The 24,480-nt window shown below is 59.3% G+C and carries 26 protein-coding genes and 1 pseudogene; 18 read left to right on the top strand and 9 right to left on the bottom strand.

Annotated features, from left to right (window positions below):
* The first annotated feature begins 75 nt into the window (after positions 1–75).
* Both M8997_RS15590 and M8997_RS15585 read left to right on the top strand, forming a co-directional pair.
* Positions 76–888: a YoaK family protein gene (locus M8997_RS15590; RefSeq protein ID WP_250015067.1), complete on the top strand. Its 813-nt coding sequence runs from the start codon at positions 76–78 to the stop codon at positions 886–888.
* A 37-nt stretch (positions 889–925) separates the two neighbouring features.
* A pseudogene (locus M8997_RS15585) lies at positions 926–1,047 on the top strand (IS630 family transposase); the annotation flags it as partial.
* 19 nt (positions 1,048–1,066) lie between these two features.
* Here the strand turns inward: M8997_RS15585 and M8997_RS15580 are convergent.
* From M8997_RS15580 to M8997_RS15565, 4 genes are all read right to left on the bottom strand, one after another.
* Positions 1,067–2,401, bottom strand: coding sequence for an MFS transporter (locus M8997_RS15580; protein ID WP_250015065.1), 1,335 nt, complete (start codon positions 2,399–2,401; stop codon positions 1,067–1,069).
* Positions 2,401–2,850 carry a hypothetical protein gene (locus M8997_RS15575; protein WP_250015061.1) on the bottom strand — a complete coding sequence of 150 codons (450 nt, stop codon included), beginning with the start codon at positions 2,848–2,850 and terminating at the stop codon, positions 2,401–2,403. Before M8997_RS15575 ends, M8997_RS15580 begins: the two co-directional genes overlap by 1 nt.
* A 566-nt stretch (positions 2,851–3,416) precedes the next feature.
* Positions 3,417–4,049: a pyridoxamine 5'-phosphate oxidase family protein gene (locus tag M8997_RS15570; RefSeq protein WP_250015059.1), complete on the bottom strand. Its 633-nt coding sequence runs from the start codon at positions 4,047–4,049 to the stop codon at positions 3,417–3,419.
* 276 nt (positions 4,050–4,325) lie between these two features.
* Positions 4,326–5,225, bottom strand: coding sequence for a LysR family transcriptional regulator (locus M8997_RS15565; protein WP_250015057.1), 900 nt, complete (start codon positions 5,223–5,225; stop codon positions 4,326–4,328).
* Between the two features lie 120 nt (positions 5,226–5,345).
* On the opposite strand from M8997_RS15565, the gene M8997_RS15560 reads away from it, so the two are divergent.
* Positions 5,346–6,773 (top strand): MFS transporter, encoded by a 1,428-nt coding sequence (locus tag M8997_RS15560; protein WP_250015055.1) that lies wholly within the window; start codon positions 5,346–5,348, stop codon positions 6,771–6,773.
* A gap of 94 nt (positions 6,774–6,867) precedes the next feature.
* Here M8997_RS15560 and M8997_RS15555 read toward each other — a convergent pair whose 3' ends face one another.
* Entirely contained in the window at positions 6,868–7,791 is a 924-nt protein-coding gene (locus M8997_RS15555; RefSeq protein WP_250015052.1) for a LysR family transcriptional regulator, read from the bottom strand.
* A 189-nt stretch (positions 7,792–7,980) separates the two neighbouring features.
* Between M8997_RS15555 and M8997_RS15550 the strand changes: the two genes are divergently transcribed.
* The 14 genes from M8997_RS15550 to M8997_RS15485 all read left to right on the top strand — a co-directional run bounded on the left by M8997_RS15550 (position 7,981) and on the right by M8997_RS15485 (position 19,908).
* A complete protein-coding gene (locus M8997_RS15550) occupies positions 7,981–9,168 on the top strand; it encodes a CaiB/BaiF CoA-transferase family protein (RefSeq protein WP_250015455.1) in 1,188 nt (395 codons plus the stop codon).
* Positions 9,168–10,385 (top strand): CaiB/BaiF CoA-transferase family protein, encoded by a 1,218-nt coding sequence (locus M8997_RS15545; protein ID WP_250015050.1) that lies wholly within the window; start codon positions 9,168–9,170, stop codon positions 10,383–10,385. Before M8997_RS15550 ends, M8997_RS15545 begins: the two co-directional genes overlap by 1 nt.
* 26 nt (positions 10,386–10,411) lie before the next feature.
* Positions 10,412–11,575 (top strand): acyl-CoA dehydrogenase family protein, encoded by a 1,164-nt coding sequence (locus M8997_RS15540; protein WP_250015048.1) that lies wholly within the window; start codon positions 10,412–10,414, stop codon positions 11,573–11,575.
* Positions 11,576–11,587: 12 nt separating this feature from the next.
* Positions 11,588–12,001, top strand: coding sequence for a MaoC/PaaZ C-terminal domain-containing protein (locus tag M8997_RS15535; protein ID WP_250015046.1), 414 nt, complete (start codon positions 11,588–11,590; stop codon positions 11,999–12,001).
* 4 nt (positions 12,002–12,005) lie between these two features.
* Positions 12,006–12,440, top strand: a complete 435-nt coding sequence (locus M8997_RS15530; protein WP_250015044.1) for a MaoC/PaaZ C-terminal domain-containing protein — start codon at positions 12,006–12,008, stop codon at positions 12,438–12,440.
* 17 nt (positions 12,441–12,457) lie between these two features.
* On the top strand, positions 12,458–13,402 hold the full coding sequence (locus M8997_RS15525; protein ID WP_252597209.1) for a dihydrodipicolinate synthase family protein: 945 nt from the start codon (positions 12,458–12,460) through the stop codon (positions 13,400–13,402).
* Between the two features lie 10 nt (positions 13,403–13,412).
* Positions 13,413–13,709 carry a DUF4286 family protein gene (locus M8997_RS15520; protein WP_250015040.1) on the top strand — a complete coding sequence of 99 codons (297 nt, stop codon included), beginning with the start codon at positions 13,413–13,415 and terminating at the stop codon, positions 13,707–13,709.
* 113 nt (positions 13,710–13,822) lie between these two features.
* Entirely contained in the window at positions 13,823–14,662 is an 840-nt protein-coding gene (locus M8997_RS15515; RefSeq protein WP_250015038.1) for an ABC transporter substrate-binding protein, read from the top strand.
* A 108-nt stretch (positions 14,663–14,770) separates the two neighbouring features.
* On the top strand, positions 14,771–15,472 hold the full coding sequence (locus M8997_RS15510; RefSeq protein WP_250015035.1) for an amino acid ABC transporter permease: 702 nt from the start codon (positions 14,771–14,773) through the stop codon (positions 15,470–15,472).
* Between the two features lie 22 nt (positions 15,473–15,494).
* Positions 15,495–16,268 carry an amino acid ABC transporter ATP-binding protein gene (locus M8997_RS15505; RefSeq protein ID WP_250015033.1) on the top strand — a complete coding sequence of 258 codons (774 nt, stop codon included), beginning with the start codon at positions 15,495–15,497 and terminating at the stop codon, positions 16,266–16,268.
* A gap of 52 nt (positions 16,269–16,320) precedes the next feature.
* Positions 16,321–17,079, top strand: a complete 759-nt coding sequence (locus tag M8997_RS15500) for an HpcH/HpaI aldolase/citrate lyase family protein (RefSeq protein WP_250015031.1) — start codon at positions 16,321–16,323, stop codon at positions 17,077–17,079.
* On the top strand, positions 17,076–17,489 hold the full coding sequence (locus tag M8997_RS15495; protein WP_256473325.1) for a DUF3830 family protein: 414 nt from the start codon (positions 17,076–17,078) through the stop codon (positions 17,487–17,489). The genes M8997_RS15500 and M8997_RS15495 overlap by 4 nt, the downstream gene beginning before the upstream one ends.
* A gap of 30 nt (positions 17,490–17,519) precedes the next feature.
* Positions 17,520–18,929 (top strand): dihydropyrimidinase, encoded by a 1,410-nt coding sequence (gene hydA / locus M8997_RS15490; protein ID WP_250015029.1) that lies wholly within the window; start codon positions 17,520–17,522, stop codon positions 18,927–18,929.
* Positions 18,930–18,969: 40 nt separating this feature from the next.
* On the top strand, positions 18,970–19,908 hold the full coding sequence (locus tag M8997_RS15485) for a dihydrodipicolinate synthase family protein (protein ID WP_250015027.1): 939 nt from the start codon (positions 18,970–18,972) through the stop codon (positions 19,906–19,908).
* Positions 19,909–19,936: 28 nt separating this feature from the next.
* On the opposite strand, the gene M8997_RS15480 is transcribed toward M8997_RS15485, so the two are convergent.
* From M8997_RS15480 to M8997_RS15465, 4 genes are read right to left on the bottom strand one after another with little or no spacing between them, the layout of a single operon-like run.
* On the bottom strand, positions 19,937–21,214 hold the full coding sequence (locus M8997_RS15480) for a cysteine desulfurase-like protein (protein WP_250015451.1): 1,278 nt from the start codon (positions 21,212–21,214) through the stop codon (positions 19,937–19,939).
* Positions 21,215–21,238: 24 nt separating this feature from the next.
* Positions 21,239–21,976, bottom strand: a complete 738-nt coding sequence (locus M8997_RS15475; protein WP_305884375.1) for an amino acid ABC transporter ATP-binding protein — start codon at positions 21,974–21,976, stop codon at positions 21,239–21,241.
* Entirely contained in the window at positions 21,976–22,647 is a 672-nt protein-coding gene (locus M8997_RS15470) for an amino acid ABC transporter permease (RefSeq protein ID WP_250015025.1), read from the bottom strand. The genes M8997_RS15475 and M8997_RS15470 overlap by 1 nt, the downstream gene beginning before the upstream one ends.
* 56 nt (positions 22,648–22,703) lie before the next feature.
* Positions 22,704–23,501, bottom strand: coding sequence for a transporter substrate-binding domain-containing protein (locus M8997_RS15465; protein WP_250015022.1), 798 nt, complete (start codon positions 23,499–23,501; stop codon positions 22,704–22,706).
* Between the two features lie 161 nt (positions 23,502–23,662).
* Between M8997_RS15465 and M8997_RS15460 the strand changes: the two genes are divergently transcribed.
* On the top strand, positions 23,663–24,352 hold the full coding sequence (locus M8997_RS15460) for a FadR/GntR family transcriptional regulator (RefSeq protein WP_250015020.1): 690 nt from the start codon (positions 23,663–23,665) through the stop codon (positions 24,350–24,352).
* The last annotated feature ends 128 nt before the right edge of the window (positions 24,353–24,480 follow it).

Here is a 24,480-nt window from a genome sequence, read left to right as displayed (position 1 = left end):
GATTATGCGCGAGTCGACGCAAAGGATCTAACCGCCCGTTCATTTTGTCACCCCGACTTTGCCGGGGACGCGCGCATGGAGCTTACAGTCAGAACTCCTTTGACGCCAATCCAGTCGTCATGCTTTATCATCGGAAAACATGAAACCGGATCCTTCGAAATGCTTGTGAATGTTGGAGAAGCTCGTCGCATCAGCGTTGATTTTCAACTTGGAAATACGCTCGCTGCGGTTGCAGGCGCATTGAATGCAGCCGCGTTCCATGCGGTAGGCTTCTTTTCAGCCAACATGACAGGTAATGTGTCCTTGGTATCCGACCATCTGGCCACAGGAGACTTTTCACTGGGGCTTTTCGCAGGTCTTATTGTCGTCTCGTTTGTTTGTGGGGCGGCTCTCTCTACCCTTCTGGTCAATGCCGGACGGAGACGGAAGATAGCGGGCATATACGCCTATAGCATTTTGCTCGAAGCGTCTTTGCTGGTTGGCCTTGGGTTCGTCGATATTTTTGCCAACGCCAGCGCTCGGACGTCCATTCTGGTCTTTGGATTGAGTTTCCTCATGGGCCTCCAGAATGCGATTGTCACTCGAATCTCAAATGCCCGGATACGGACTACCCATGTCTCTGGCATGGCAACCGACATTGGCATTGGGATCGGTATGCTATGCGATATCGCATTAGGACACGAACGGAAGATCGACTCGGGGGAAACTGCCAGCAAGCTGCTGCTGCATTTGAATATTGTCGCATCGTTCTTGTTGGGCGGTCTTGTCGGCGTTGCGATCTATCGCGAATTCGGAGCCACTCTGCTGTTCATCGCTGCTGGAATTTTGTACGTCCTCGCAGTTCCTGGTGTTTTGAAGACGCGCAGTCAACGCGCGAGAACAGAATAATCAAGCAATAGCTTGTTCGGAGGTGGAGCTTCGCTGGCCGAGGGGCAAGCGGCTGCGCGGCTTTGCCCGCACGGCCGCTGGTGCACGCTCACCTTCCTCGGCGCCTTGCGCTGCGACCGGCTGACCGCGCCCTGCGTCTTCGATGGCCCTCAAGCTGGCGCACAACGGTTGACGGAAATCAACCTGACAATGCCGTCACCCGATGGTCGCGCTGATAGAGGTTGCGCGGCAAGCACCAGGCGATCAACACGCCGGAGATGCCACATACCGCCGCGATGCCGTAAAGGGCCATATCCGCACTGCCCGTGGCGTCTTTCACCAGACCGACGGCGTAGGGGCCGATGATGCCGCCAATCTGGCCGATGGAATTGATGAGCGCTATGCCTGCCGCTGCGGCCATGCCGCTGAGCACCCGCGCCGGCAGCATCCAGAACAGGCCGAAAGAGCCAATGATGCCGGTGGCCGCCACGGAGAGGCCGATCAGCAACGCGAACAGACTGTTGCCGAACGCTCCGCACATCACATAGCCCACCATTCCCGCTACCGCACAGCCCACGAGATGCCAGCGGCGCTCGCCCATACGATCAGAACTGCGGGCGATCAACGGAATCAAAGCCAACGCCACCACATAGGGAATCATGGTGATGAGCCCGATGACGAAGGTGTCGGTGGTGCCCGCAGTTTTCACAAGCTGCGGCATCCAGAATATGATGCCGTAAATGCCCATGGCAAGACCGAGATAGATCAGCGAAAAGACGTAGGTGGACGGCTCCTTGAGCGCGGCGCTGAAGGAATGGTTATCGCTGACCTTCGGATCCTGGGCAAGGCGGGCCTTCAGCAGCTCCTTTTCGTGCGCGGTTAGCCACTTGGCGTCGTCGACGCGGTCGTCGAGCAGGATCAGGACCAGCAGGCCGAGAAGGACCGAGGGAATGCCCTCAAGCAGGAACAGCCACTGCCAGCCCGCCAAGCCGCCAATCTCATTCATGTATTTCATGATGGCGCCGGAGATTGGACCGCCGATGAGGCCGCAGAGCGCGATGGACATGAAGAACCAGGAATTGATACGGCCGCGCAGGCTGGCCGGGAACCAGTGCATGAAGCAAAATACCACGCCTGGGACGAAGCCCGCTTCCAGAACGCCCAGCAGAAAGCGCAATAGGTAGAACACCGTTTCGGAGCGTACAAACATCATGGCAGCCGAAGCGATGCCCCAGCTGATCATGATGCGAGCGATCCAGCGCCGTGATCCCACTCTGGCGAGGATGATGTTGCTCGGGACCTCGAACAAAAGATAACCGACAAAAAAGATGCTGGCGCCCAAGCCATACGCGGCTTCGGAGAGCCCCAATTCGCTCTGCATTTGCAGCTTGGCGAAACTGACATTCACGCGATCGAGATAGGACATTACGAAACAGGCGACGAAGAGCGGCACAATGCGCCACGTGGCCTTGCGAAGCACGGCCGCCGCGGCCTCTGAGACAATCGGCTGTGCTGCGGAATTTCCAGGTATCATCAAGTATTCCTCCTATTATTTTTTTTGTTGTATGTGCGAAGATGTGCTTCCGTTGCACCGGCCGGCCGGTACAACGGTGACCCAGATCGTCCTGCGAAGCTTGGCGCGGACCGGTGTTGGATGGTCGTGTCGATTTCGGGCGTTCTGGCTATGCCCGCCACATGAGCAAGGCGCTCGATCTTCTGCTCCTGCGCAGCCGAGGCGGCATCATTGTTGAATGCAGCGGGCAAAAGAACGTCGTTTCGACTGGGCGGCGTGGCGTCAAAAACGGTGACGACCGTTTGCGGCGAAAGCTGTTCAAGAACCAGGTCAGGGATGCCCGCCTTGTGCACGCCCACATCGGCCACGATCAAGGGCCGGCGCATGCCGAGAATATCGCACTTCCCCTTTAGCAGAGCCAAGGATCCAAAGCCAAATTGGATCCGTGTCAGATAATTGAGAAGCACCATTCAGAACAATCCCTGTACTGCTTCGTCTCTTCGCATCTAGAGCGCGAATGATGTTGCAGCGCATTCGAAAGGAGTGCTGCCTTTCAAAGGCATAAGAGACAGTTCGTTCGTTGACTACTGAGAAGAATGGATACAGCTATAGCTTGGAGGAATAAAAAGATCGCGTTGTCGTCTTTGAAGCCCCCACGGTGAGGGCATCGTAAACTTTACTTTGAGGTAATTTTGCTTGACGAATGCTGCGGCATACCGCTCCAACTCAGCTGGTATGGTCTCGTCCGCAGCGAGAACATTTCTTGTTTGGCCATGGGTGGGTGATCCACAAGAACGAAGTCTCGCTTCTGAACAGGGAAAACCCGCAGTTCGGGCAGACGAAGAAGAATAACATGACGAGGCCGTGACCGGCCCAGAACACCATTGCAGGATATGTCCCGCTCGTTCCAAAGACGGTCTGGAAGAGTGGCAGCCAGCTATCGAAAGTCAGGAGCAGAAGAACTGCCCAAGCCATGAACAGCCATGATTTTGTATAAAGGGACATTGACCTTACCGGGACTCGCAGATGGATGATTCTAGTACATCGTCTGCTTGTAGTCCTCCTCCAAACCCGCATCGATCTTTCGCATTTCGTCTTCTCCCGGCGCTCCGGTCGTTTCATCAAGTATCATCTTGATCAGCGACGGCATCTGTTTGCGATCCTGATGGTAGGCTGTATCCCAGAGATGCGAGCGCCTGAGAGCCTTTGCGCAATGCAGGAAGACCTCGCGGACATGCACCACTATCGCGAGGGTGGGCACACGGTTTTTGACAGACATGGTTCCGAGAAGAGTCGGGTCAGTGACGATGCGTGCTACTCCATTGACGCGCAGGGTGTCGTCGAAGCCTGGGATCATGAACAAGAGCCCCACAGCGGGATTTGCTATGATGTTGGTAAGGCTGTCCAACCGGTTGTTGCCTGGACGGTCAGGGATCGCCAATGTCCTGTCGTCCAGAATACTGACGAACCCGGGCGGGTCGCCACGTGGGCTCACATCCGCCCGGCCGTTTAGATCCTGCGTGCCCAGACAAAGGAACGGCGAACGTCGGATAAACGCTTGCGCATGTACCCCAAGGCTTTCTTGAAACTTCTGTATGGCGAGGTCATGCGTGGCCGCGTAAAGGCCGCGCAACGCTTCTTCGCTGTCGATGACGAATTTAGGGTCCATACCTCTCCTCCCAAGGGACATTTCTGAATGCCTCAAGATGAGGTGCGTACATCAATCTTGTCAAGCGCTGACGCGGATGGAACCATTTTCCGTTTCGCCAGACCCTATTGAAGTGCATCCTCGTGTGCTTCCAAGAATTTAAGGTCGAGCAACTGCATCACGGCCAGGCGGACGACTGGGCTGGTTGGTGCCGTAAATCAACCGGCTGCGCCTTGCAAAGCGCGTTGGGCGCAGACTTCAGGTTTGCGCCGATAGCCGTCATGAGCGAGGGTGTACTCATTTCATCGATTTGAACGTCTCAAAAATCAACGCCCTCAGCCAACGATGAACGGGGTCGGCATCCATACGCGGGTGCCACGCCTGTACGATGTCGAAACTCGGAACGGCGACCGGCAGCTCGAATGTCCTGATCTGGCTGGTGGCGGCGGATTTATGATACGACTTCGGAATCGCGCCGATCAAATCGGATGCCGCCGCGACGGCGATCACCGCTGGAAAGCTTGGCACTATTAGCCTGACATCGCGGTAAACGCCGAGTTCAGCGAGCGCCCTGTCAACCGGACCGGCAAAATCCGCCTGCGGTGAAAAGACCACGTGTCCCCAGGCGGCATAGCTTCCGATCGTGATCTGCTTGGCATCGAAAATCGGGTGACCTGTCTTTGCGAGACCGACGTACCGGTCTTCGAAAAGGGTCTGGCAACGCAGTTCTCCACTCTCCGACGGGAGGACGCCGATGTCCAGATCCACTGCGGCGTCTCGCAGGGATTGAACATCCTTGTCCGACCTCGGCGCAAACCGAAGCTTTATTCCTGGGGCCGCGTCGGCCACAGCGGCGCTCAGGTCGGCGGCGAAGATAAGCACGAATGCCTCATTGGCACGGATGGTGAAATGGCGCCGTACGTCCCGGATATCGACGGTCGATGCTGGACTGAGCACGGTTTGCACGGCGGCCCTCAACGAATGCACGTCGGCGGCAATCGCCAAGGCATGCTGGGTCGCAACCATGCCACGCCCCGCCGGTACCAGGATCGGATCGCCTAGCCTCGCCCTCAACCGCGACAGCGTCCGGCTCATGGCGGACGTACTGAGGCCGAGCCGGCGCGCGGCGGCAGTCACGCTTTTTTCCTGCAGCAAGGCATCCAGCGCCACCAAAAGGTTGAGGTCGAGATCGGACATATTGCTCATTTACTCAAGTATGGCGTTGTACGCAACTGTCAGTTGACTTCGTTGCGTCTGGCGCCATCATCCGATTGGCGCTAACTAGTCGGTCATCCGGCAACGACTGGGAGTTTCTCTATGTCCATCACCTCCACTGCGCCGCTTTCAAATGACGGCCTGGCATCGCCTCGACGGTACCTGGCCACAATATTCATACTTTTAGCGGCCGTTCTCGTCGTCCTGGACGGAGCCATTGCCAACGTCGCCTTGCCGTCTATCGCGCTCTCGCTGCACGCGCAGGCGGAAAGCACCGTATGGGTGGTCTCGGCCTATCAGCTGGCCGTGCTGGTGGCCCTTCTTCCGTGTGGCGCGCTGGGCGAAATCTACGGCCCGCGGCGGGTCTTCTTGATTGGCGTCGCATTGTTCACTGCAGCTTCCGCGGCCTGCGCCTTCGCGGGCGACCTTCCCGTCCTAATCCTGGCTCGTTTCGTGCAGGGTATTGGCGCGGGCGCGATCATGGCGCTCGCCATGATGAACCTGCGTTCGGTGTTGCCGCAGCACATGCTTGGTCCGATCATAGGCGTCAACGCCATGGTTATTGCCATTTCTTCCGCGGCAGGCCCCGGAATTGCTGGCGCCGTCCTTTCCGTCACGACCTGGCCCTGGTTGTTTGCGGTCAATATACCTCTTGGCGCCATCGTTCTCATCGGCGGCGGCTTGCTGGCGCAAGTCGAGGGCAAAAAGCGGAAGTTGAACGCGAAGGCATTGCTGGCCAACACACTGATGTTCATCCTGTTCTTCTGCGGTGCCGACCAGATAGCGACCGCGCCGGTGAGCGGTGCGGTCCTCGTCGCCGCCTCGGTCGCTTGCCTTCTTGTCCTGCTGCGCCTGGAACGCAGTAGCGAGGCGCCGATCATTCCGACGGATCTGCTGGCGGCACCGGCATTCCGAGTGGCGGTCATCGCCTCGATATCCTGCTTCTGCGGCCAGATGTTGAGTTACATCGCGCTCCCCTTCTATCTTCAGCACACAATGCACATGACACCAGTTTCGGCCGGGCTCTACATGATGCCCTGGCCCATTGCGACCGCGATCATCGCACCGGTTTCGGGGCGTCTGGCAAACCGTGTCAAGACCGCATGGCTTTGCGCCACAGGCGGGATGCTGATGAGCGTCGGCCTCCTTGTTGCCGCTTTCAGCCCGGCCGATCCGAGAGGTATCGCATTTCTGGCCGGCACGGTGATTGCCGGCCTCGGATTCGGACTGTTCCAGACGCCGAACAACCGGGTTCTGCTCCTTTCCGCACCGAAAGCGCGAAACGGCGCGGCCGGCGCTATGCAGGGCACCGCGCGGCTTCTCGGCCAGACCTTGGGTGGAATCTCGATGTCAATCATCTTCGCAACGCTGCCGCTCTCCGCTGCACTGGAATCTGCGGTGGCCATTTCTGCCGGCTGCGCGGCGACTGCCGGCCTGGTCAGCCTAAGCCGGGCCCGTTACGAACTGGCGGGACAACTGGGAGACACCTACGCTTCCACGAAGCAACGGAAGGGTGGTGGGTTCAAGTGATTTTAGACGCATCTCGCAATTCAGGCCGACGCCGCTGAAGAGGTTCGACATGACTACAAGGGCCAAGTTTTCAAAGGCGACGGGGAAATGTGAGCTACGTTCCCTTTAGGGAGCGTTCTTTTGACACTTGTCGCAGGCGCTGCGATATCTCCTCTCGCGCATATTTCACCAATGATTTTACCAGCCGTTGTTGAGGACGCGAATTGGAGCTGACAGCGGCGAGGGTGATCTGGACGCGCGGTCGAAATGGCAGGGTGCGCATTGCAGTGTGAGGCCGGCAGGACGCGGTCAATTCATCGATGATGGCGACGCCGACGCCCTGCTCGACGCAGTAACTGGCCACGTTCATGAAGCGGACGTCGACGCTGGGGTTGAAAGCCACGCGGCTTTTCTGAAAGGCCTCCTCGATCAGTTTGTTGATGCGGCTGCCTGAGCCGGCCTTCAGCATCGGCATCTGGTCGATATCGACGGGCGTGACGAACTGCAGCCTGCCCAGTTCGCTCTTTGCGGAGAACGCACAGACCATGTCGAGCGTGGCGAGCGGGGTCTGGTCCAGGGTCGGTCGTGGATAGGGCTCCATGGCGAAGCCGATATCCGATACGCCTGTCTCTACATAGTTGAGGACCGTGTCCAAGCGGTGCGTCTCGAGCGAGACATCGACACCGAGGTGATTCTGCAGAAACCGCGATATCAACTGGGGCATGAGCGATTCCGAAAGTTCGGCGGTCGCCGCCACCCGGATGCTCCCCTTGCGCCCCGCCTTCAGGTAACTGGCTGTCTGCATCACTGCATCGCGCATCAGGAAGAGATGTTCTGCATCGGCAAGCAGAACCTGCGCCTCGGGCGTCGGTATGAGGCGATTATTGACCCTCTCGAACAGAAGGAACCCGAGCGAGGCTTCGGCGCTTTTGATGGAATTGGAGACGGCCGGCTGGGACATTCCGAGATCCTGCGCTGCCGCGATGGTCGAGTGGGTCCGCACCACAGCCGCCAGAATTTCCAATTGACGTAAGTTCATCGCATCGCGATCCTCGAAAAAGGCAGCTATTTCAATGAAATATATTCAACGAGAATATGAATTCAATGAATAATATAATTGACGTCGATATTGTCATGTATGAATTCGCCCTCCTATAATTGCCTCATTCGGCGGCACGGCTTGCCTCTGAGTAAAAAATAGTCAGAGCTAGAAGGCGTGCGTGTGTCGATGACTCTCTTGAGCGGCGTTAAGATCCTCAGCTTCAATCACTTCCTGGCAGGTCCGCTCGCTGCCCAGACGCTCGCCGATCTGGGAGCGGATGTCATCGCCGTGGAGCCTGTCGAGGGCGCTTTCCAGCGCAATTGGGCTGTTGCCAACCGTTTCGTCGAAGGAGACAGCGTCAATCATCTGGCGACTGGCCGCAACAAGCGCAGCATTGCGGTCGACCTGAAGAACCCGCAAGGGCTCGCGGCCGTGAAGAAGCTGGTTGCGACGGCCGACGTGGTGATGGAGAATTTTCGGCCCGGCACGATGGAAAAGCTCGGTCTCGGTTACGAAGCGCTGAAAGCCATCAATCCCGGCATCATATATGCTGTCGCGACGGGTTTCGGCGGCGACGGTCCCTATCGCGACCGGCCGGGCCAGGACCTGCTCCTGCAGGCGATGTCCGGTCTCGCTGCTCGTACCGGCCGGGCAGACGGAGCGCCGACGCCCGTGGGGGCCGTGATCGTCGACCAGCACGCAGCCTCGCTCTATGCGATGGCGATCCTGGCCGCTCTGTTTGCCAAGGCGAAGACAGGGGCTGGCCGACTTGTCGAGGTGAATCTCTACCTCGCGGCAATCGACTTGCAGGTCGAGCCGCTGACGGCCTGGCTGAATGGTGCCGCGTCACCCACTTCGCGCGGTCCCTCGGGTATCGCGTCGTGGTTTTCCCCCGGTCCCTATGGCATCCACGCGACAGCCGACGGTCATCTCGCCCTGTCGATGGCGGCGCCCAGGGCGCTTGCTGCGGCGCTCGGCATAAAGGCGCTCGAAGATTTCACGGATGCCGACAGTTTCGCCCGTCGCGAGGAGATTACCCGTCTCGTCGCTGACACGCTCAAGGAAAAGGCGACTTCAGACTGGCTGCCCGGGCTCGAGGCCGGCAAGATCTGGCATGCGCCGGTTCAGGACTATGAAGACCTGCGGGCCGACCCGCAGCTTGAGCACATGCAAGCCTTCAAGACCGTCGAAGGCGCTTATGGCCAGAACGTGACGATGGTCATGCACCCGGCCCGCTATGACGGCAAGTCTCCCGAAATCAAGCTTGTGCCGCAGCGCCTCGGCGCCCAGACCCGCGAGGTCCTTGGCGAGGCAGGCTACAGCGAGGCCGAGATCGAGGCGCTTTTCGCGGCATCCGCCGTCGGAGTGCAATGATGGCGGGTTCGATGAAGATCGGGATGAAGGTCATCAGTTTCTGCCACTATCTGCAGGGACCGGCCTGCTGCCAGTACCTTGCCGATATGGGGGCCGATGTCATCAAGGTCGAGCCGCTCAAAGGCGCCTTCGAGCGGCACTGGTCCGGAGGCAATTCCTGGGTTACCGATGTCAGTGCCTTTTCACTGGCGGTAAACCGCAACAAGCGGTCGATCGCCATCGACCTGAAATCCGAAGAAGGCCTGGCGATCGCACGCGCATTGATCGCGGACGCCGACGTGCTGGTGGAGAACTACCGGCCCGGGGTGCTCGATAGGTTGGGTCTTGGCTATGAGGCGGTGCGCGCGTTCAATCCGACGATCATCTATGCGTCTGCCTCCGGGCTTGGGGCAACCGGGCCGGCAGCCAAGCGGCCGGGCCAGGATCTGCTGATGCAGGCGCGTTCGGGACTGGTGGCGGCAACCGGCGGCGGGGAGGAAGGTCCCTCGGTCGTTGGCGCTGCCGTAATCGACCAGCATGGCGGCTCGCTGCTTGCCATGGGCGTGCTCGGCGCCTATGTGCGCCGGCTGCAGACAGGCGAGGGAGCCAGAGTGGAATCGAGCCTGTTTGCGGCTGCGATCGACCTTCAGGTGGAAGCGCTGACCAAATATTATGCCGCGCCCGATCGGGCGAGCAAGCTCAAGCGCGGTCGCAATTGCGGCAGCTGGTATCATGATGCGCCTTACGGGCTCTACACGCTTGCCGATGCGCGCATCGTGCTGTCGATGAACGATGCCACGAAGCTTGCCGATGCGCTTGACAGCGACATATTGCGGCAGTTGCGCTCGATCGACCGCTATGCCGAGCGGGACCGCTATGCGGCGACCCTGGCCGGGATCCTTGCACCGCTCTGTTTTGCCGATGTCGAGAGCCTGTTCAACAGCCACGGTGTCTGGTTTGAGCGCGTGCAGTCTTACGAGGATCTGTTGGACGATCCGCAGGCAAGGCATATGGGCGTTTTCGGCGAGATCGAGGTTAACGGCAAGACAGCGACACTGATCAACCATCCCCTGCGCTATGACGGGGGTTCGCCAGCCATGCGGCGCATGCCGCTTTATGCCGGAACGGACAGTCGGGAGATCATGACGGAACTGGGCATGTCGGCCGAGAGGCAGGACAGGCTGATCGAAATGGGTGTGATCGGACAGGCCGAAACGGGTCGATCACATCAGGGATAACGCCTTCGGGCCGATTGGAAGACAAGATGATAAACTTTTCGCTGACGGACGATAGCCGGCTGCTGGTCGATACTGTCCGCAAATTCGTTGAGACCGAGGTTCAGCCGCTTGAGGAAGCGACGGAACACGACGCCCGCATTCCGCCCGAGAAGCTGGCACGCGTCAAAGCCAAGGCGCAGCAGCTCGGCCTTTATGCGATGAACATGCCGGAAGATGTCGGTGGCGGCGGCCTTTCCTGCATCGATCATTGCCTGGTCGAAGAGGAGTTCGGCAAGACCTCGGATGCCTTGATCCGCCGCGTGTTCGGGCAGGTATATCCGATGTTGCTGGCCTGCGAGGGCGATCAGCGCGAGAAATATCTTCTGCCGACCGTGCGGGGCGACAAGATTTGCGCCATGGCGATCACCGAGCCGGGCGCGGGGTCGGATGCGGCCTCGATCAGCACGACGGCGGAGCTCGATGGCGATGAATGGGTGCTCAATGGCACCAAGCATTTCATCAGCGATGGCGATATTGCCGACTATGTGATCGTCATGGCGCTGACGGACAAGGAAAAGCGGGCTCGCGGCGGCATCACGCTTTTCCTGGTCGACAAGGGATCGGCCGGCTTCAAGGTGGCCCGCACCCAGCCGATGATGGGGCATAGGGGCTACGGTCATGCGGAACTTGCTTTCGAGAACTGCCGCATTCCAGCATCCGCCGTGCTCGGCGAGGTCGGAAACGGCTTTAGACTGATCATGAAGAGCGTCCTCGAAATTCGACTTGCGCATATCGGCGCCCGCGCTGTCGGTATGGCGACCCGTGCGCTCGAAATGATGCGTACCTATGCCAGCGAGCGCAGGCAGTTCGGCCAGGCGATAGGCGATTTCCAGATGGTGCAGAAGCTGATTGCAGACAGCGCCATCGAGATATTTGGCGTCAAGATGATGGTGCTCAACGCCGCATGGGAAATCGATCAGGGCATGGAGCCACGCGACAAGGTGTCGATGATCAAGGTTGCGGCATCCGAAATGCAGGGCCGTGTCGTCGACCGCGCCATCCAGGTGTTCGGCGGGATGGGCTTTACCAAGGAACTGCCCCTGGAGCGGATGTATCGCGATGCACGCGTCACCCGCATCTATGACGGAACGTCCGAAATTCATCGCATGCTGATTGCCCGCAGCACGATCAAGAACGGCCTCAATATCTAAGGAAGACTTCTGATGACGACGCAATCCCCCCTGACGGTCGGTGCGACCTTTTCCTTCCGAAAGACGATGACGGTCGCCGAACAGGCAATGTTCACCGGTATCAGCGGCAATCTCGGCCCGCTTTATGTCGATGCGCGCGCTGCAGAAAAGGCGGGCGCCATGGGCATGGTATCCTTCGAGCTTGCCGTCAGCGCTCTTGCAACCACCTGCCTCAACCGTCTCGGTGGCCCCGATCGTCGCATTGGCTCCATTGAACTGTCTTTCCTCGCTCCCGTCATCATCGGCCAGTCCGTGCAGGCAAGTGCTGAGATTGCCGCGATCGAGGGCGACGACGCCATCTGCAAGGTCTCCTGTATCAACAGCGGAACCGGTGAGGAAATCATCTCCGGCGCTGCACGCCTCGTTCCCTTCGCGGCCAGGGGTTGAGCCGATGTACGACTTCAAATCCTTCGACGACCTGAATGTCGGAGACAGGACAGCGATATCCAAGACGATCACCGAGGCCGATGGTGCGCTCTATATCGCGGCGACCGGTGATTTCGGTCCCGTTCATGTCGACGAGGTCTATGCGGGCGCAACGCGCTTCGGCAAACGCCTGGCGCCCGGCATCATGGTCGCGGGCCTCTGCACCAGCATATTGACGAGCGAACTTGTCGGCGTGGTCGGTATCTCCATCGAAGATCGCTTCTGGTTTACCGGGCCTGTGGTCTATGGCGACACCATCACCTTCGAGGTCTGGATCGCCGAGAAACGGGAGGAGAACCGCACGATCATCTGGCAGGCGAGTGCCCGCAATACCGAGGGGCTGGAAGTGCTGAAGGCCGAAGCAACGCTGAAATTCCCCCGCAAGAAAACGGGGGCCTGAGAAGCAGCATGAGGACGATGATGAAGATACCGGATCTGAAAGGCCTGACTGTCGCGACGCTTCTGCCCTATCGCGAAGATTTTTCGATCGATTGGGACGATTATTCATACGTGCTCGACTATTGCGTGGCGCCGGACGGGGTGACCGCCGCACTCGTCAATGGCCACGCCGGCGAAGGCGGCCTGCTGACCGTTGCCGAGCGCCGTGAGGTGGTGGAGCGCACCCGTGCACATATTCCGCATAAGCCGCTCCTGGCCGGTATCATTGCGACCTCCACCGCCGAAGCGATCGCGGAGGCGAAGATGGCCGAGGACGCCGGGGCAGATTGTGCCGTCCTGTTCCCGCCGGGTCCGCTCGGCGGCGGCGCTTCAGCCACTTCGCGGGCACCGGTTGCCTATGTACGCGCAGTTTCCGAAGCGATCGGCATACCGGTCTCGCTCTTCCAGTATCCCGTTGCTTCCGGCTACGGCTATTCGACCGAAACGCTGTGTGAACTGGCGGCGATCGAGGGCGTGATCGCCATCAAGGAAGGCAGCGACACGATGCTTGCCTATGACGAGAACTGGCGGGCCGTGAAAAAGGCAAGCCCGGATGTGTCGATCCTTGCATCGAACTATAACTGGTTCCTGCCGCAGATGGCTGTCGGCGCCGACGGGATTCTCTCGGGCCTCGGCAGCCTCGCGCCGCACCTTTTCGCTGAATTGTGGCAGGCAAGCGCTGCCGGCGACCTTGCCTCGATGCGGGCCGTCAACGAACGGCTCTACCCGATCGTTCGCGCCATCTACGGACCGTCGCCGTTGATCGACATGCATACCCGCATGAAGGCCGGTCTCAAAGCACTGGGGGTGATCCAGAATGCCGCGCCGAGGCCGCCGATGATGCCGACCGAGGTGGATATCGCTGCAAATATCGCAACTGTCGTGGAAGCCGCCCGCAGGGCCGGCGACATACGCGTGTGCTGACGAGATGACGATGACGGACGAGGAGGCTTTCACCCATATCGTGCGGGTCGACATCGATCCTGAACACGAGGTTGCATTCAACAACTGGTATGTCGAGACGCATTTTCCGGACTTGCTTGCCTGTCCCGGCTGGCTATCCGCCAAGCGCTATATATCCGTCGGGGACGGGCCTCGTTACGCTGCAGTCTACCAAGTGGCAGGCCGGTGGGCATTCGAGACCCCCGAATTTCTCAGGGTCAAGGGCTTCGGTCCCTTTGAGCCTCATGTCAGGAACTTTACCCGCATCCAGCTTCGTTCGATCGACTGAGCGGCGGGTGCCACGTGCTTAGGCCGTTGCCACTTGGGGAGAGTGGCCACGGAACAAGGAATAAAAACAAGAAAAGACCTGAATTCAAGGTTTCACAACTCCGGAGATAGAACATGATGAAATCCCTAATGCTGGCAAGTGCCTTCGCCGCCCTGTTACTTTCACCAGTCGCCGCCAACGCAGCCTGTACTGCGCCGGTCATCAGCGATGAAAACCTTGTCGAAAAAGGCAAGCTGCAGCTATCGATCAACCCGACCAATCCGCCGCAGCAATTCGTTGACAAGGATGGCAAGTTGCAGGGCCTTAATGTCGAGATGGCGGCCGAGCTGTCGAAACGCCTCTGCATGCCGGTCGAGCTTGTCCGTATGGACTTCCCGGCGATGATCCCAGGCATGGCCGCCGGCCGCATCGACGGGATGAACACCGGCATGTTCTGGACCGAGGAACGTTCCAAGCTGATGTATCTGGTTCCGAATGGTCGCCAGTCGGTCTCCGTGGTCGTCGCACCGGACAGTGCCGCCACCTATTCCAGCCCCGAGGAACTGCTTGGCAAGTCCTCGGCAGTCGAGGTCAGCACCTACCAGATGAACTGGCTCAAGAAGTTCAGCGACGAAAGTGTCGCCAAGGGCACAACGGCAGTTGAAATGCGCACATTCCCGACCGCCACCAATGTTGTCAGCGCCCTGCTCGCGGGGCAGACCGACAATGCGCTGTTGGTGGACAGTGTCGCGCGCGATCTGGTGAGCAAGGGAAGGGTGAAGGAAGTGTTGTCCGGCCTCGGTGCGGCCCGCACGGCAATGTCCTTCCGCAACAAGGCCGTGGCCGAAGCTGTCGTCAAGGCCACGACCGAAATGCGGGCCGACGGCAGCTACAAGGCGCTTTTCGACAAGTTCGGATTGACGCCGCTCAACGACGACGAGCCGGTCGAGATCGCCGGCCCCGGTCCGACTTGATCGCAATCCGCTCCCGCGCGTCCCGGTAATCAACCACCGCGAGACGCGCGGATTTGAGGCCTTCAACGGCATCGAACTTTCGTGCCGCGTGCCCTACAGGAGCTGTACATGCGCTATTTTGATCCGGCGGCATTTGTCGACTACCTCTTCAACTATTTCCTATTGGGTGGCGTCCGCGTCACCATCGGACTGGCCCTGGCCGGTGTCGTCGGCGGCCTGATATTGGGCATGATTATCGCACTGATGCGAATGTCGCCGAACTTGTTGCTCTACGGCTTTGCGCGTTTCTACATCTGGTTCTTCCGGGGCACACCGCTTCTGATCCAGCTGGTCGTCATCTACACCGGTCTGCCGCAGCTTGGCATCAAGCTCGGCGTAACCGGCTCGGCTCTGGTGGGGCTTATCCTGCACGAGGCGTCGTATCTCGCTGAAATCATTCGCAGCGGCTTCATGTCGGTGCCGCAGGGACAGCGTGAGGCTGCCTGGGCACTCAGCGTTCCGCGGCGCACGATCTTCTGGCGCGTGATGCTGCCTCAGGCGTTTCGACTGATGATTCCGCCGTTCGGCAATTCGGTCAATTCACTGCTGAAAGCAACATCGCTGGCTTCCGTCATCTCGGTCGAGGAGATCATGCGGCGTAGCGATATGCTGATGCAGGAGAATTTCCAGATCCTCGAAGTCTATGCAGCGGCTGCGGTCTACTACCTGCTCCTGGTTTCGATATGGGATCTGGTGCAGCAGCGCCTGGAACATCATTTCGGACGGTCGCTCGACCGCAATGCCAAATCCACTCCCGCCAAACGGCGCTGACTTTCAGAAAGGCAGGTTTGCGATGAACTCCGTTACTCGACCCGAAAGCCCGGTGATAACCGACCGCTACGCCTTGCGCATGGAAGCCGTCTACAAGCGCTATGGTGATTTTACCGCGCTGACGGAAGTGGACCTGACGGTGGAAAAGGGCGAGCGTATCGTCATATGTGGACCCTCCGGCTCCGGAAAATCCACGCTGATCCGTTGTATCAATCACATCGAGAAGCATGATGACGGCTTGATTTTCGTCAATGGTATCGAACTGCAGCATGACGCCCGTTCGATTGATCGGGTGCGGCGCGAGACAGGAATGGTCTTCCAAAGCTTCAATCTGTTTCCGCACATGACCATTCTGGAAAACTGCGTTCTTGCGCCGATGTCGGCGCATGGTCTGTCTCGCAAGGATGCCGAGCTTCGTGCACACGCGCTGCTCGAGCGCGTTCACATCGCGGACCAGGCCGGCAAGTTTCCCGCACAGCTCTCCGGTGGCCAACAGCAGCGCGTGGCTATCGCCCGTGCCCTGTGCATGCAGCCGAAGGTCATGCTGTTCGACGAGCCCACCTCGGCCCTCGATCCTGAAATGGTCAAGGAAGTGCTGGAAACGATGAAGGCCCTTGTGGGTGACGGCATGACGATGATCTGTGTGACGCATGAAATGGGCTTTGCCCGCGAGGTCGCCGACCGTGTCGTGTTCATGGACAAGGGACGCATCATCGAACAGGCGCCGCCGGAACAGTTCTTCACCGCGCCGCAGAGCGAACGGGCCCGTCATTTCCTTGATCAGATCATCCACTAATGGCGGGCTGCGTCCGCATTCTTGCAATGAAGTATTTGACGGGGAAAAGCAGATGAGTGTAGCGCTCGGCATGGCCGCCTGCGTGTTTCGAAGCGTTGAGATCCTGGCGGTTGCCCGCGAGGCGGGCTTCGATTTCCTGGTCGCCGACATGGAACATGGCGCCATGTCTCTCGGCGAGGTGGCGACCCTTTGCGTTACGGGCCGCATGTCTGGTTTTCCCGTTCATGTGCGGGTGCCGAAGGGATCCTCCGACCACCTCACGCGGGCCGCAGATTGCGGCGCTCAGGCCATCATCGTCCCGCATGTCGATAGTCTGGCCGAGGCGCGAGCGATCGTCGACAGGCTGAGGTTTCCGCCGAAAGGCAACCGGTCGCTGCCGAGCCCGGTGATCGCAGCGTCTTTCCGGCCGGTACCGGCAACGGATCTGATCGAGGCTTGCGAGCGCGAGTTCAGGATTTACGCCATGATCGAAAGCGCGCAGGCGCTGGCGGACGTCGAGGACATTGGCGCAATCGATGGCCTGGACGGACTGATCATTGGTTCGCAGGATCTTGCCCAGTCCCTCGGCCATACCGCCGATCTCACGCACCCGGAGGTCATCGGCGCTTTTGCGCGGGTGGCTGCGGCCGCCACAAGGGGAGGCAAGGAGTTCGGGGTCATGGGCGTGCCGGCCGCGTTGCTGTCCTCGCATGCCATCTCGCTCGGCGCCGGATTGATCGTCGCAACCAACGAAATCAACCTGCTGACCGACGCAGCGACCGACTGCGCCAGAGCGACCCGACATCTGTTGGAACAAGGAAGAATATCTTGACCGAATTGAAGATCACCATTGCCGGAGAGGTGTTTCCCGCCCGGCTGGAAATGGAAAAGGCGCCCGCCACTTGCGGGAGTTTCCTGTCCCGATTGCCGTTTGCCGAACGCGTCATTCATGTGCGCTGGAGTGGGCAGGGGGTCTGGATGCCGCTGGGCGACATGAATTTCGATGTTCCCTTCGAGAACGCCACGAGCTATCCGTCGCCCGGTGAAATCATTCTTTATCCCGGCGGCGTCAGTGAAACGGAAATTCTGCTGGCCTATGGCCGGGTCAATTTCGCCAGCATGGCGGGGCAGCTCGCCGGCAACCACTTTCTGACGATCATTGAAGGGCAGGAACGCCTGATCAACATCGGAACCAAGGTTTTGTGGGAAGGCGCCCAATCGATTGCCTTCGAACGCATCTGAGTAAACTGGATAGACAACGGGGAGTGTGCCATGAGCGAATTGGATCTTGCGATCCGCGGCGGGACGATCGTCACTGCGAGCGACATGTACAGGGGCGACGTCGGTATTGCCGATGGCCGGATCGTCGCCATCTCGAACGAGATCACCGGTGCGCGGCAGGAAATCGATGCCGAAGGCCTCTGGGTCATGCCCGGGGGCATCGACAGTCACGTGCATATCGCCCAGGATTCCGGGCCCGATATCGTTATGGCGGATGACTTCGCTTCCGCGACCGCCTCGGCGGCGGCAGGGGGCAATTCCACCGTCATGTCCTTCGCGCTGCAGAAGCGCGGCCAGTCGCTGCGGCAATCTGTCGAGGACTACCGCAAGCTGGCGGAGAACCAGTGTTTCATCGATACGAGTTTTCATCTCATCATTTCCGATCCGACGCCAGCGGTGCTCGGCCAGGAACTGCCGGCGCTGGTGAAAGACGGATATACCTCGTTCAAGGTCTTCATGACCTATGACGACCTCGTGCTCAACGATCGCGAATTGCTGGCCGTCTTCGACGTTGCGCGACGCGAGAAAGCACTCGTCATGGTCCATTGCGAGGGCTACGATACCATCCGCTTCCTGGCCGAACGCCTGGAACAGGAGGGCAAGGTTGCGCCGTTCTACCATGCCGTCTCGCGCCCTGAAGTCGTCGAGCGCGAAGCAGCACACCGCGCGATCAGCCATGCACAACTGGTCGATGTCCCGATCATGATCGTCCATGTCTCGGGCGCCGAGGCCATGGAACAGGTGCGCTGGGCACAGCAGCGGGGTCTCAAGGTCTATGCCGAGACCTGCCCGCAATACATTACGCTTACCGCGGAAGACCTCGATGGACTCGATATGGAGGGCGCCAAATATGTGTGCTCGCCGCCACCTCGCGATGTGATGAGCCAGAAGGCGATCTGGGAAGGCCTGTCGCAGGGCGTGTTCCAGACATTTTCATCGGATCATTGCCCCTTCCGATACGATTCACCGCAAGGCAAGCTCAATCCCAAGGCCCGGTCCTCGTTCCGCTGGGTGCCGAATGGCATACCCGGTGTAGAGACGCGGCTGCCCATCCTGTTTTCGGAAGGCATATCGAAAGGGCGGATCACGCCACAGGCTTTCGTTGCTCTGTCGGCGACCAACCATGCCCGCATGTATGGGCTCTATCCGCGCAAGGGCTCGATCGGCATTGGTTTTGACGCCGACATTTGCCTCTGGGATCCGAATCGCAAGGAGACGCTGCGACAGGAGATCCTGCATCACGGCGCAGACTACACCCCGTGGGAAGGTTTCGAGGTCAAGGGCTGGCCGGTTGCTACCTTTGTCCGTGGCAAACTCGTCTACCGCGATGGACAGGTGCTTGGAGAACCGGGCCATGGTCAGATTATCTCGCGCGGTGTCAGCGAATATGTGGGCAACTGACATGCCGGACATCCAATGCCAGGAAAGTACAGGAAGCGCCATGGTGCAGACAGCGGAACGAAGCCACGCGTTCGGTGGCGTGTTTGCCTCGACCATATGTCCGATGATCGGCGACGGTGAGATTGACACGGACCAGCTCGCAGCGCACCTGGCGTTCGTATCCGGCACGGATGGGATGCGAGGTCTGCTCGTCAATGGCCATGCCGGCGAAAATCTGGCACTCGACCGGGCCGAGAGTGTGCTCGTCATCGAAACGGCGAGGGCTGTGTGCGGCGACAGTCTGGTCGTTGCCGGGATCAATTGCGAGCGCACCGACATCGCTGCTGCAATGGCTGCGGATGCCGCCCGCGCCGGGGCCGACGCGGTGATGGTGTTTCCACCATTTTCATGGGCGCTTGGCGCCGACGAGCGTCTGGTGGTGGAGCATCACCGCGCGGTTGCGCAGGCAAGTGGTCTGCCGCTGTTCCTGTTCCAGGGTTCGGTCAGTGCCGGCAAGACGGCGTTCTCCGAGAGGGTTTTGGCGCGACTGCTGGAAATCGAGAGCGTCGTGGGAATAAAGGAGGGGAGCTGGGAAACCGCCGCCTATGACGCCACACGAAGGCTTTCCCGGCAGTTGCGGCCGGATGTCGCTGTCATGGCATCGGGCGACGAGCATCTCTTTCCCTGCTTTGCGATCGGAAGCGAAGGGAGCCTTGTCAGCCTTGCAGCGGTGGTTCCCGAGATGATCGTTGAGCTCGATCGAGCCGTCATCCGGGGAGATCTTTCGACCGGCCGCCAGATTCACGACCGGCTTTACCGTCTCGGGCGTACGATCTACGGTGCGCCGGGCCATCTCGCGGCTTTGAGGATCAAGACTTGCCTTCAGATTCTCGGCCGGCTCCAGTCTGTCACGTCGAGAATACCCATAGCGGTGCTCGATCCCGCCGAGAGGGCCGCGCTTGCTGACGCACTTGACGCTGCAGGCGTTCTAAACGGATGAATTGAGCCGGCCTCAATGTAGCGGTTTCTCATCCGGCACGATGGAGTTCCGTATCTGTCCCGTCGCCGGCAGACAGGATGCGATCCAGCGCAGCGGTCAGACGGTCTACCTCCTCGAGGGTGTTATAGTGCACCATCGAAACGCGCAGCACGCCGCCCCGATCTGTAATAGCCAGGTATTCGGCGAGACGGCGGGAGTGGAAATCGCCGAACCGAACGGCGATCTTCTCTTCATCGATCGCTTTGCAGATTTCAGCTGCATCACGCCCGTCGAAGCGGAACGAAATCGTTGCCACGCGCTGGCTATCGCGGTTGAACGGCTGCCCAATTATCCGACAGTCGTTGCGTGATCGCAGATAGGAGAGCAGCCTTTCTGTGAGCGCATCTTCCTGCTGCGTGATCGCTTCGAAGGCGCCTTCAATCTTCTCGCGAGTGCCGCCAGTTTTCCCGAGGCGCGAGCCAAGTTCGCACAGATAATCGACAATACCGCAGGTCGAATAGGCCAGTTCGTAGTTCGGGTTTCCGGGTTCGAGCTTGCCGGGCACTTTATCCTTGCCGTAGAAGTAGTGATAGAGAGTGTCGAGCTGCAGCAGCAAGTCGTATCTTCCATACATTACAGCGTAGTGCGGGCCGAACGTCTTGTAGAGGCTGAAGACATAGTAGTCAGCGTCAAAAGCCTGGACGTCAATTGCCCTGTGCGGCGCATAGGCCACGGCATCGACGCACAGTTTGATGCCGCGCGCGTGGACAAAGTCGGCGATCTTACGGATCGGATTGATCGAGCCAAGAATGTTCGACGCATGGGTGATGCAGACCATTTTGGTCCGCTCGCTGAGCAGAGGCTCAAGATCGGCGATATCCAGTGCCAGCGTCTGCACATTTAACGGCCAGATCTTGAGAATTACGCCCGCAGCCTGCAGCCTATCCCATGGCCCGATGTTGGATTCGTGATCGCTGACCGTCACGACGATTTCGTCCCCCGGTGCCAGTTGGCTTGCCATTGCACGCGCGAGATTCTGTAGAAGTGCCGTCGTGGAGTTGCCGAACACGATTTCTTCCGGCCGGTGCGCGTTGACGAGATACATGGCCGCCATACGCGCCTCATGAAGCGCCTTGGCCGCATCCTGGGAAACGGCGTAGGAACCGCCGATCTGCACATTCTTCTCTATCAAGAACGTGTTTATGCGCTCCAATGCCCCTTTGAGGATCTGCGATCCGCCGGCGTTGTCGAAGAAGGTCCAGCCGCGATCAAGACCGGGAAACTGGCTGCGCACAAAGTCGAGGTCCAATTGTGCATTGGTCATGATGATATCCTTTGATCTGCCTGTTTTTCAATGATTGAGAACGGCGCGCAAAAAGCCGCGAGTCCGTTCTTGCCGGGGCGTGTCGAAAATCTGTGCGGGCGGTCCCTCTTCGACGATACGCCCACCGTCCATGAAGATAACCCGGTCAGCAACCTGCCGGGCAAAGCCCATTTCGTGGGTCACTACCACCATGGTCACACCGCTACCCGCCAGCGTGCGCATGACATCGAGCACTTCTCCGACCATCTCCGGGTCGAGCGCAGATGTCGGTTCGTCGAACAGGAGCACTTTCGGCTCCATGGCCAGGGCGCGGGCGATTGCAACGCGCTGCTGCTGGCCACCGGACAATTGAGCCGGGAACTTCTCCGCCTGCTCGGAAATGCCAACACGCGCGAGCAGGTCACGTGCTTTTTGCTCCGCGGCTGCCGGCATCGTTCCACGTACGCGCATTGGCGCCAGCATCACGTTGCTCAGCACCGTCATATGCGGGAAGAGATTGAACGACTGAAACACCATGCCAACCTCGGCCCGGACTTTGGCAAGGGCGACACCCTGCTCGACCTTGATGCCGTCCACCGTGATGGTGCTATCTGGATCAAAGGGTTCAAGGCGGTTGATGCAGCGAATTAGCGTCGATTTGCCGGAACCGGATGGCCCGATGACGCAAACTACCTCTCCTTCTGCGATATCGAGATCGATGCCGTGCAGTACGGTATAGTCACCGAAGGCCTTCTTAAGCCCGCGAATGGAAATCAGGGCGGCCATCATCGCTTCCCCCGGCTGAAATGCTTCTCGAGTTTCGCGACAATTGTGACCATGGGCCAGAGCAGCATCACGTATAAGATCGCAGCCCCGATGAGCGGGGTGGGATTGGCTGCCAGCGCCTGGGCCTGCGTTGCCTGTTTAAGGAGGTCCGGCATAGCGACGACGGAGGCGAGGGCTGTGTCCTTGAGCACGTTAATGCAATTGTTGGTGAGCGGTGGGATAACGATGCGGATTGCCTGTGGCAGAATGACATCGACCATCGTGTGTCGGTTGGAAAGGCCAAGCGCGGCAGATGCCTCAAACTGCCCGTGCGGAATTGCCTCGATGCCGGCGCGGAATATCTCTGCGGTGTAGGCGGCCGAAACCAGGCTGAGGGCGGTCACCGCCGACAGAAACGGTGACAGGCGTATGCCCACGAAGGGCAGCGCATAATAGACGATAATCAGCAGTACCAGCAGTGGTATCGACCGGAAGATGTCGACATAGATGCGAATGAGAACCTGGCCGAAAGCCGGCACATAGAGCCGCGCAACGGCGAGAAACAGGCCGGCGGCGAGGCCGCATAGAATGCTGGTGATGCCAATCTGGAGAGTTACGACCAGCCCCCATAGCAGTTGGGGCAGGCTGTCGAGCAGTACCCCGACATTGAAGAAGGTGTTAATCAGATTCATGCCGATCCGGCTCCGGGTGACCCGGCGAGGCAGTGGCGCCCCGCCTGAGCGTGACGTTACTTGGCGACGGGCATATCCAGCACGACGACGGAGGACGTGGTGTCTTCTGCCTTGGCGCCGAACCAGGTCTCGTGCAGCTTTGCGATGAAGCCCTCACCCTTCAGGGTCGTGATGACATCGTTGACCTCTTTGGCGAGAGGGTCACCCTTGTTGAACATCATCGAATATTTTTCACCGGTTGGAATACGCTCAACCACCTTCAGGTCAGGCTTGTCCTTGACGTAGTACAGCAGCGCCGGAATATCGCTGATATAGCCGTCCACCCGCCCCGCAACCAGATCGAGCATGGCTGGAGAGAGACCCTCGAAGCGGCGAACCTCGCCAAGCTTGAGGCTTTCCTTCTGACTCTCCACCCACATGTCGCCCGTCGAGCCGGTATCGACGCCAACGGTCTTGCCCTCCATGCCCTTGAGCCCGGCTATGCCCGAAGCCGCCGTGACCGTGAGCGACTGATCGCTGTCATAGTACGGCTGCGCAAATGTCACCGATTGCAGGCGTTTGTCGGTAATGGTGATCGAAGAGATCGCGATATTGATGCGGCCTGACTGGACGGCTGAAAACAGGCCATTGAACGGCGTGTTGACAAATTCTACCGTCTTGCCAAGACGCTTTGCGACCTCGTTCACCAGATCGACCTCGAAGCCGACGACTTTCCCGCCTGCATCCTGAAATTCCCACGGGACATTGCCGATATTGGCGCCGACGGTGAGGTCGGCAGCCTCCGCAGTCATCGCGCCGACGACGGCGAAAATAGCCGAAAGAAATGTTGTCTTGAATGTGGATTCGCGTGCCATGAGTTCCCCTTGATTTTTCAACGCGACTTCATTAATTCTGGTTTCCGGTCGAACCGGTCTGACCAGTTTAGCCAGAACAACACGACTCCTTCGGATTTGCAAGAGTCGCCTTGAAAAAATAGATTGGGCCTATTGCTGGCCGACGGGGGATAAAAGTGCGCATGCTGAACAAGACGCTTGTCCCACAATCGGTGGCGCGTGAAATCCAGACGATGATCAACAGCGGAGCCCTGAAAACAGGGGAAAAGATTCCGTCGCAACGGGAATTTTCGCAAAAATTTGGCATTAGTCGGGCCTCGCTTCGGGAAGCATTGCTCACTTTGGAAACGCTAGGCCTCCTCAAGACCGAGCCCGGCCGCGGCACGTTCGTCGTGGGTCATCCCGACGGCGTTTCCGGCGACATTGCACCCTGGCGTTATTCCGACAGTTATCCCGTCTTCGACGTGTTTCAGACCCGTATCCTGCTGGAAGGGGAAATCGCGCGGCTCTCGGCTGGCCGGCTCACCCAACGCCAGCTGGAAAAACTGGAGGAGGCGACGCGAACCATGGAAGATTGCTGGGCCCGACAGGATCTTCTGACCAATGTTGACGCGGATCTCGAGTTCCACGGCATTATCGTCTCGGCCTGTGCGAACGCGATGCTGCGGGCGCTCTATGAGACGGTGCGCGACCAGGTGACAGAAACGCAACGTCAGCCGATTCCCATGACAGATCAGGAACGCATGAAGGCATCGATCGCCGAGCACCGACGCATCATTGCGGCGCTGGCGACGAATAATGGCGCGAAAGCCAAATTCGAGATGGAGACCCACATACGGAACACCGCCCAATGCGCAGGGCTGCAACCGTAAGCGGGCGTAGATCCCCAAGTCAGGGTGGACCAGCGCCTATCCTGAAGGAGCAGGGGCTATCCGGCGCCCAGAAACGATGGGAACCGCGGTTCGATCTTATCAAGGCGCTGAAGCCGCTCACGCTTTTG

The sequence above is a fragment of the Phyllobacterium sp. 21LDTY02-6 genome (assembly GCF_023554255.2).
Classification (GTDB): domain Bacteria; phylum Pseudomonadota; class Alphaproteobacteria; order Rhizobiales; family Rhizobiaceae; genus Phyllobacterium.
Note: the sequence above shows the minus strand (reverse complement) of the source record. Positions and strands in the feature narration are given on the sequence as shown.

Bases quoted from the DNA above. Each gene is read 5' to 3' on its own strand.
- M8997_RS15550 (WP_250015455.1), top strand. From the start codon at position 7,981: ATGACTCTCTTGAGCGGCGTTAAGATCCTCAGCTTCAATCACTTCCTG.
- hydA (WP_250015029.1), top strand. From the start codon at position 17,520: ATGAGCGAATTGGATCTTGCGATCCGCGGCGGGACGATCGTCACTGCG.
- M8997_RS15485 (WP_250015027.1), top strand. From the start codon at position 18,970: ATGGTGCAGACAGCGGAACGAAGCCACGCGTTCGGTGGCGTGTTTGCC.
- M8997_RS15515 (WP_250015038.1), top strand. From the start codon at position 13,823: ATGATGAAATCCCTAATGCTGGCAAGTGCCTTCGCCGCCCTGTTACTT.
- M8997_RS15505 (WP_250015033.1), top strand. From the start codon at position 15,495: ATGAACTCCGTTACTCGACCCGAAAGCCCGGTGATAACCGACCGCTAC.
- M8997_RS15590 (WP_250015067.1), top strand. From the start codon at position 76: ATGGAGCTTACAGTCAGAACTCCTTTGACGCCAATCCAGTCGTCATGC.
- M8997_RS15475 (WP_305884375.1), bottom strand. From the start codon at position 21,976: ATGGCCGCCCTGATTTCCATTCGCGGGCTTAAGAAGGCCTTCGGTGAC.
- M8997_RS15460 (WP_250015020.1), top strand. From the start codon at position 23,663: ATGCTGAACAAGACGCTTGTCCCACAATCGGTGGCGCGTGAAATCCAG.
- M8997_RS15470 (WP_250015025.1), bottom strand. From the start codon at position 22,647: ATGAATCTGATTAACACCTTCTTCAATGTCGGGGTACTGCTCGACAGC.
- M8997_RS15530 (WP_250015044.1), top strand. From the start codon at position 12,006: ATGTACGACTTCAAATCCTTCGACGACCTGAATGTCGGAGACAGGACA.
- M8997_RS15570 (WP_250015059.1), bottom strand. From the start codon at position 4,049: ATGGACCCTAAATTCGTCATCGACAGCGAAGAAGCGTTGCGCGGCCTT.
- M8997_RS15545 (WP_250015050.1), top strand. From the start codon at position 9,168: ATGGCGGGTTCGATGAAGATCGGGATGAAGGTCATCAGTTTCTGCCAC.
- M8997_RS15540 (WP_250015048.1), top strand. From the start codon at position 10,412: ATGATAAACTTTTCGCTGACGGACGATAGCCGGCTGCTGGTCGATACT.
- M8997_RS15510 (WP_250015035.1), top strand. From the start codon at position 14,771: ATGCGCTATTTTGATCCGGCGGCATTTGTCGACTACCTCTTCAACTAT.
- M8997_RS15575 (WP_250015061.1), bottom strand. From the start codon at position 2,850: ATGGTGCTTCTCAATTATCTGACACGGATCCAATTTGGCTTTGGATCC.
- M8997_RS15580 (WP_250015065.1), bottom strand. From the start codon at position 2,401: ATGATACCTGGAAATTCCGCAGCACAGCCGATTGTCTCAGAGGCCGCG.
- M8997_RS15465 (WP_250015022.1), bottom strand. From the start codon at position 23,501: ATGGCACGCGAATCCACATTCAAGACAACATTTCTTTCGGCTATTTTC.
- M8997_RS15565 (WP_250015057.1), bottom strand. From the start codon at position 5,225: ATGTCCGATCTCGACCTCAACCTTTTGGTGGCGCTGGATGCCTTGCTG.
- M8997_RS15535 (WP_250015046.1), top strand. From the start codon at position 11,588: ATGACGACGCAATCCCCCCTGACGGTCGGTGCGACCTTTTCCTTCCGA.
- M8997_RS15555 (WP_250015052.1), bottom strand. From the start codon at position 7,791: ATGAACTTACGTCAATTGGAAATTCTGGCGGCTGTGGTGCGGACCCAC.
- M8997_RS15520 (WP_250015040.1), top strand. From the start codon at position 13,413: ATGACGGACGAGGAGGCTTTCACCCATATCGTGCGGGTCGACATCGAT.
- M8997_RS15525 (WP_252597209.1), top strand. From the start codon at position 12,458: ATGATGAAGATACCGGATCTGAAAGGCCTGACTGTCGCGACGCTTCTG.
- M8997_RS15560 (WP_250015055.1), top strand. From the start codon at position 5,346: ATGTCCATCACCTCCACTGCGCCGCTTTCAAATGACGGCCTGGCATCG.
- M8997_RS15500 (WP_250015031.1), top strand. From the start codon at position 16,321: ATGAGTGTAGCGCTCGGCATGGCCGCCTGCGTGTTTCGAAGCGTTGAG.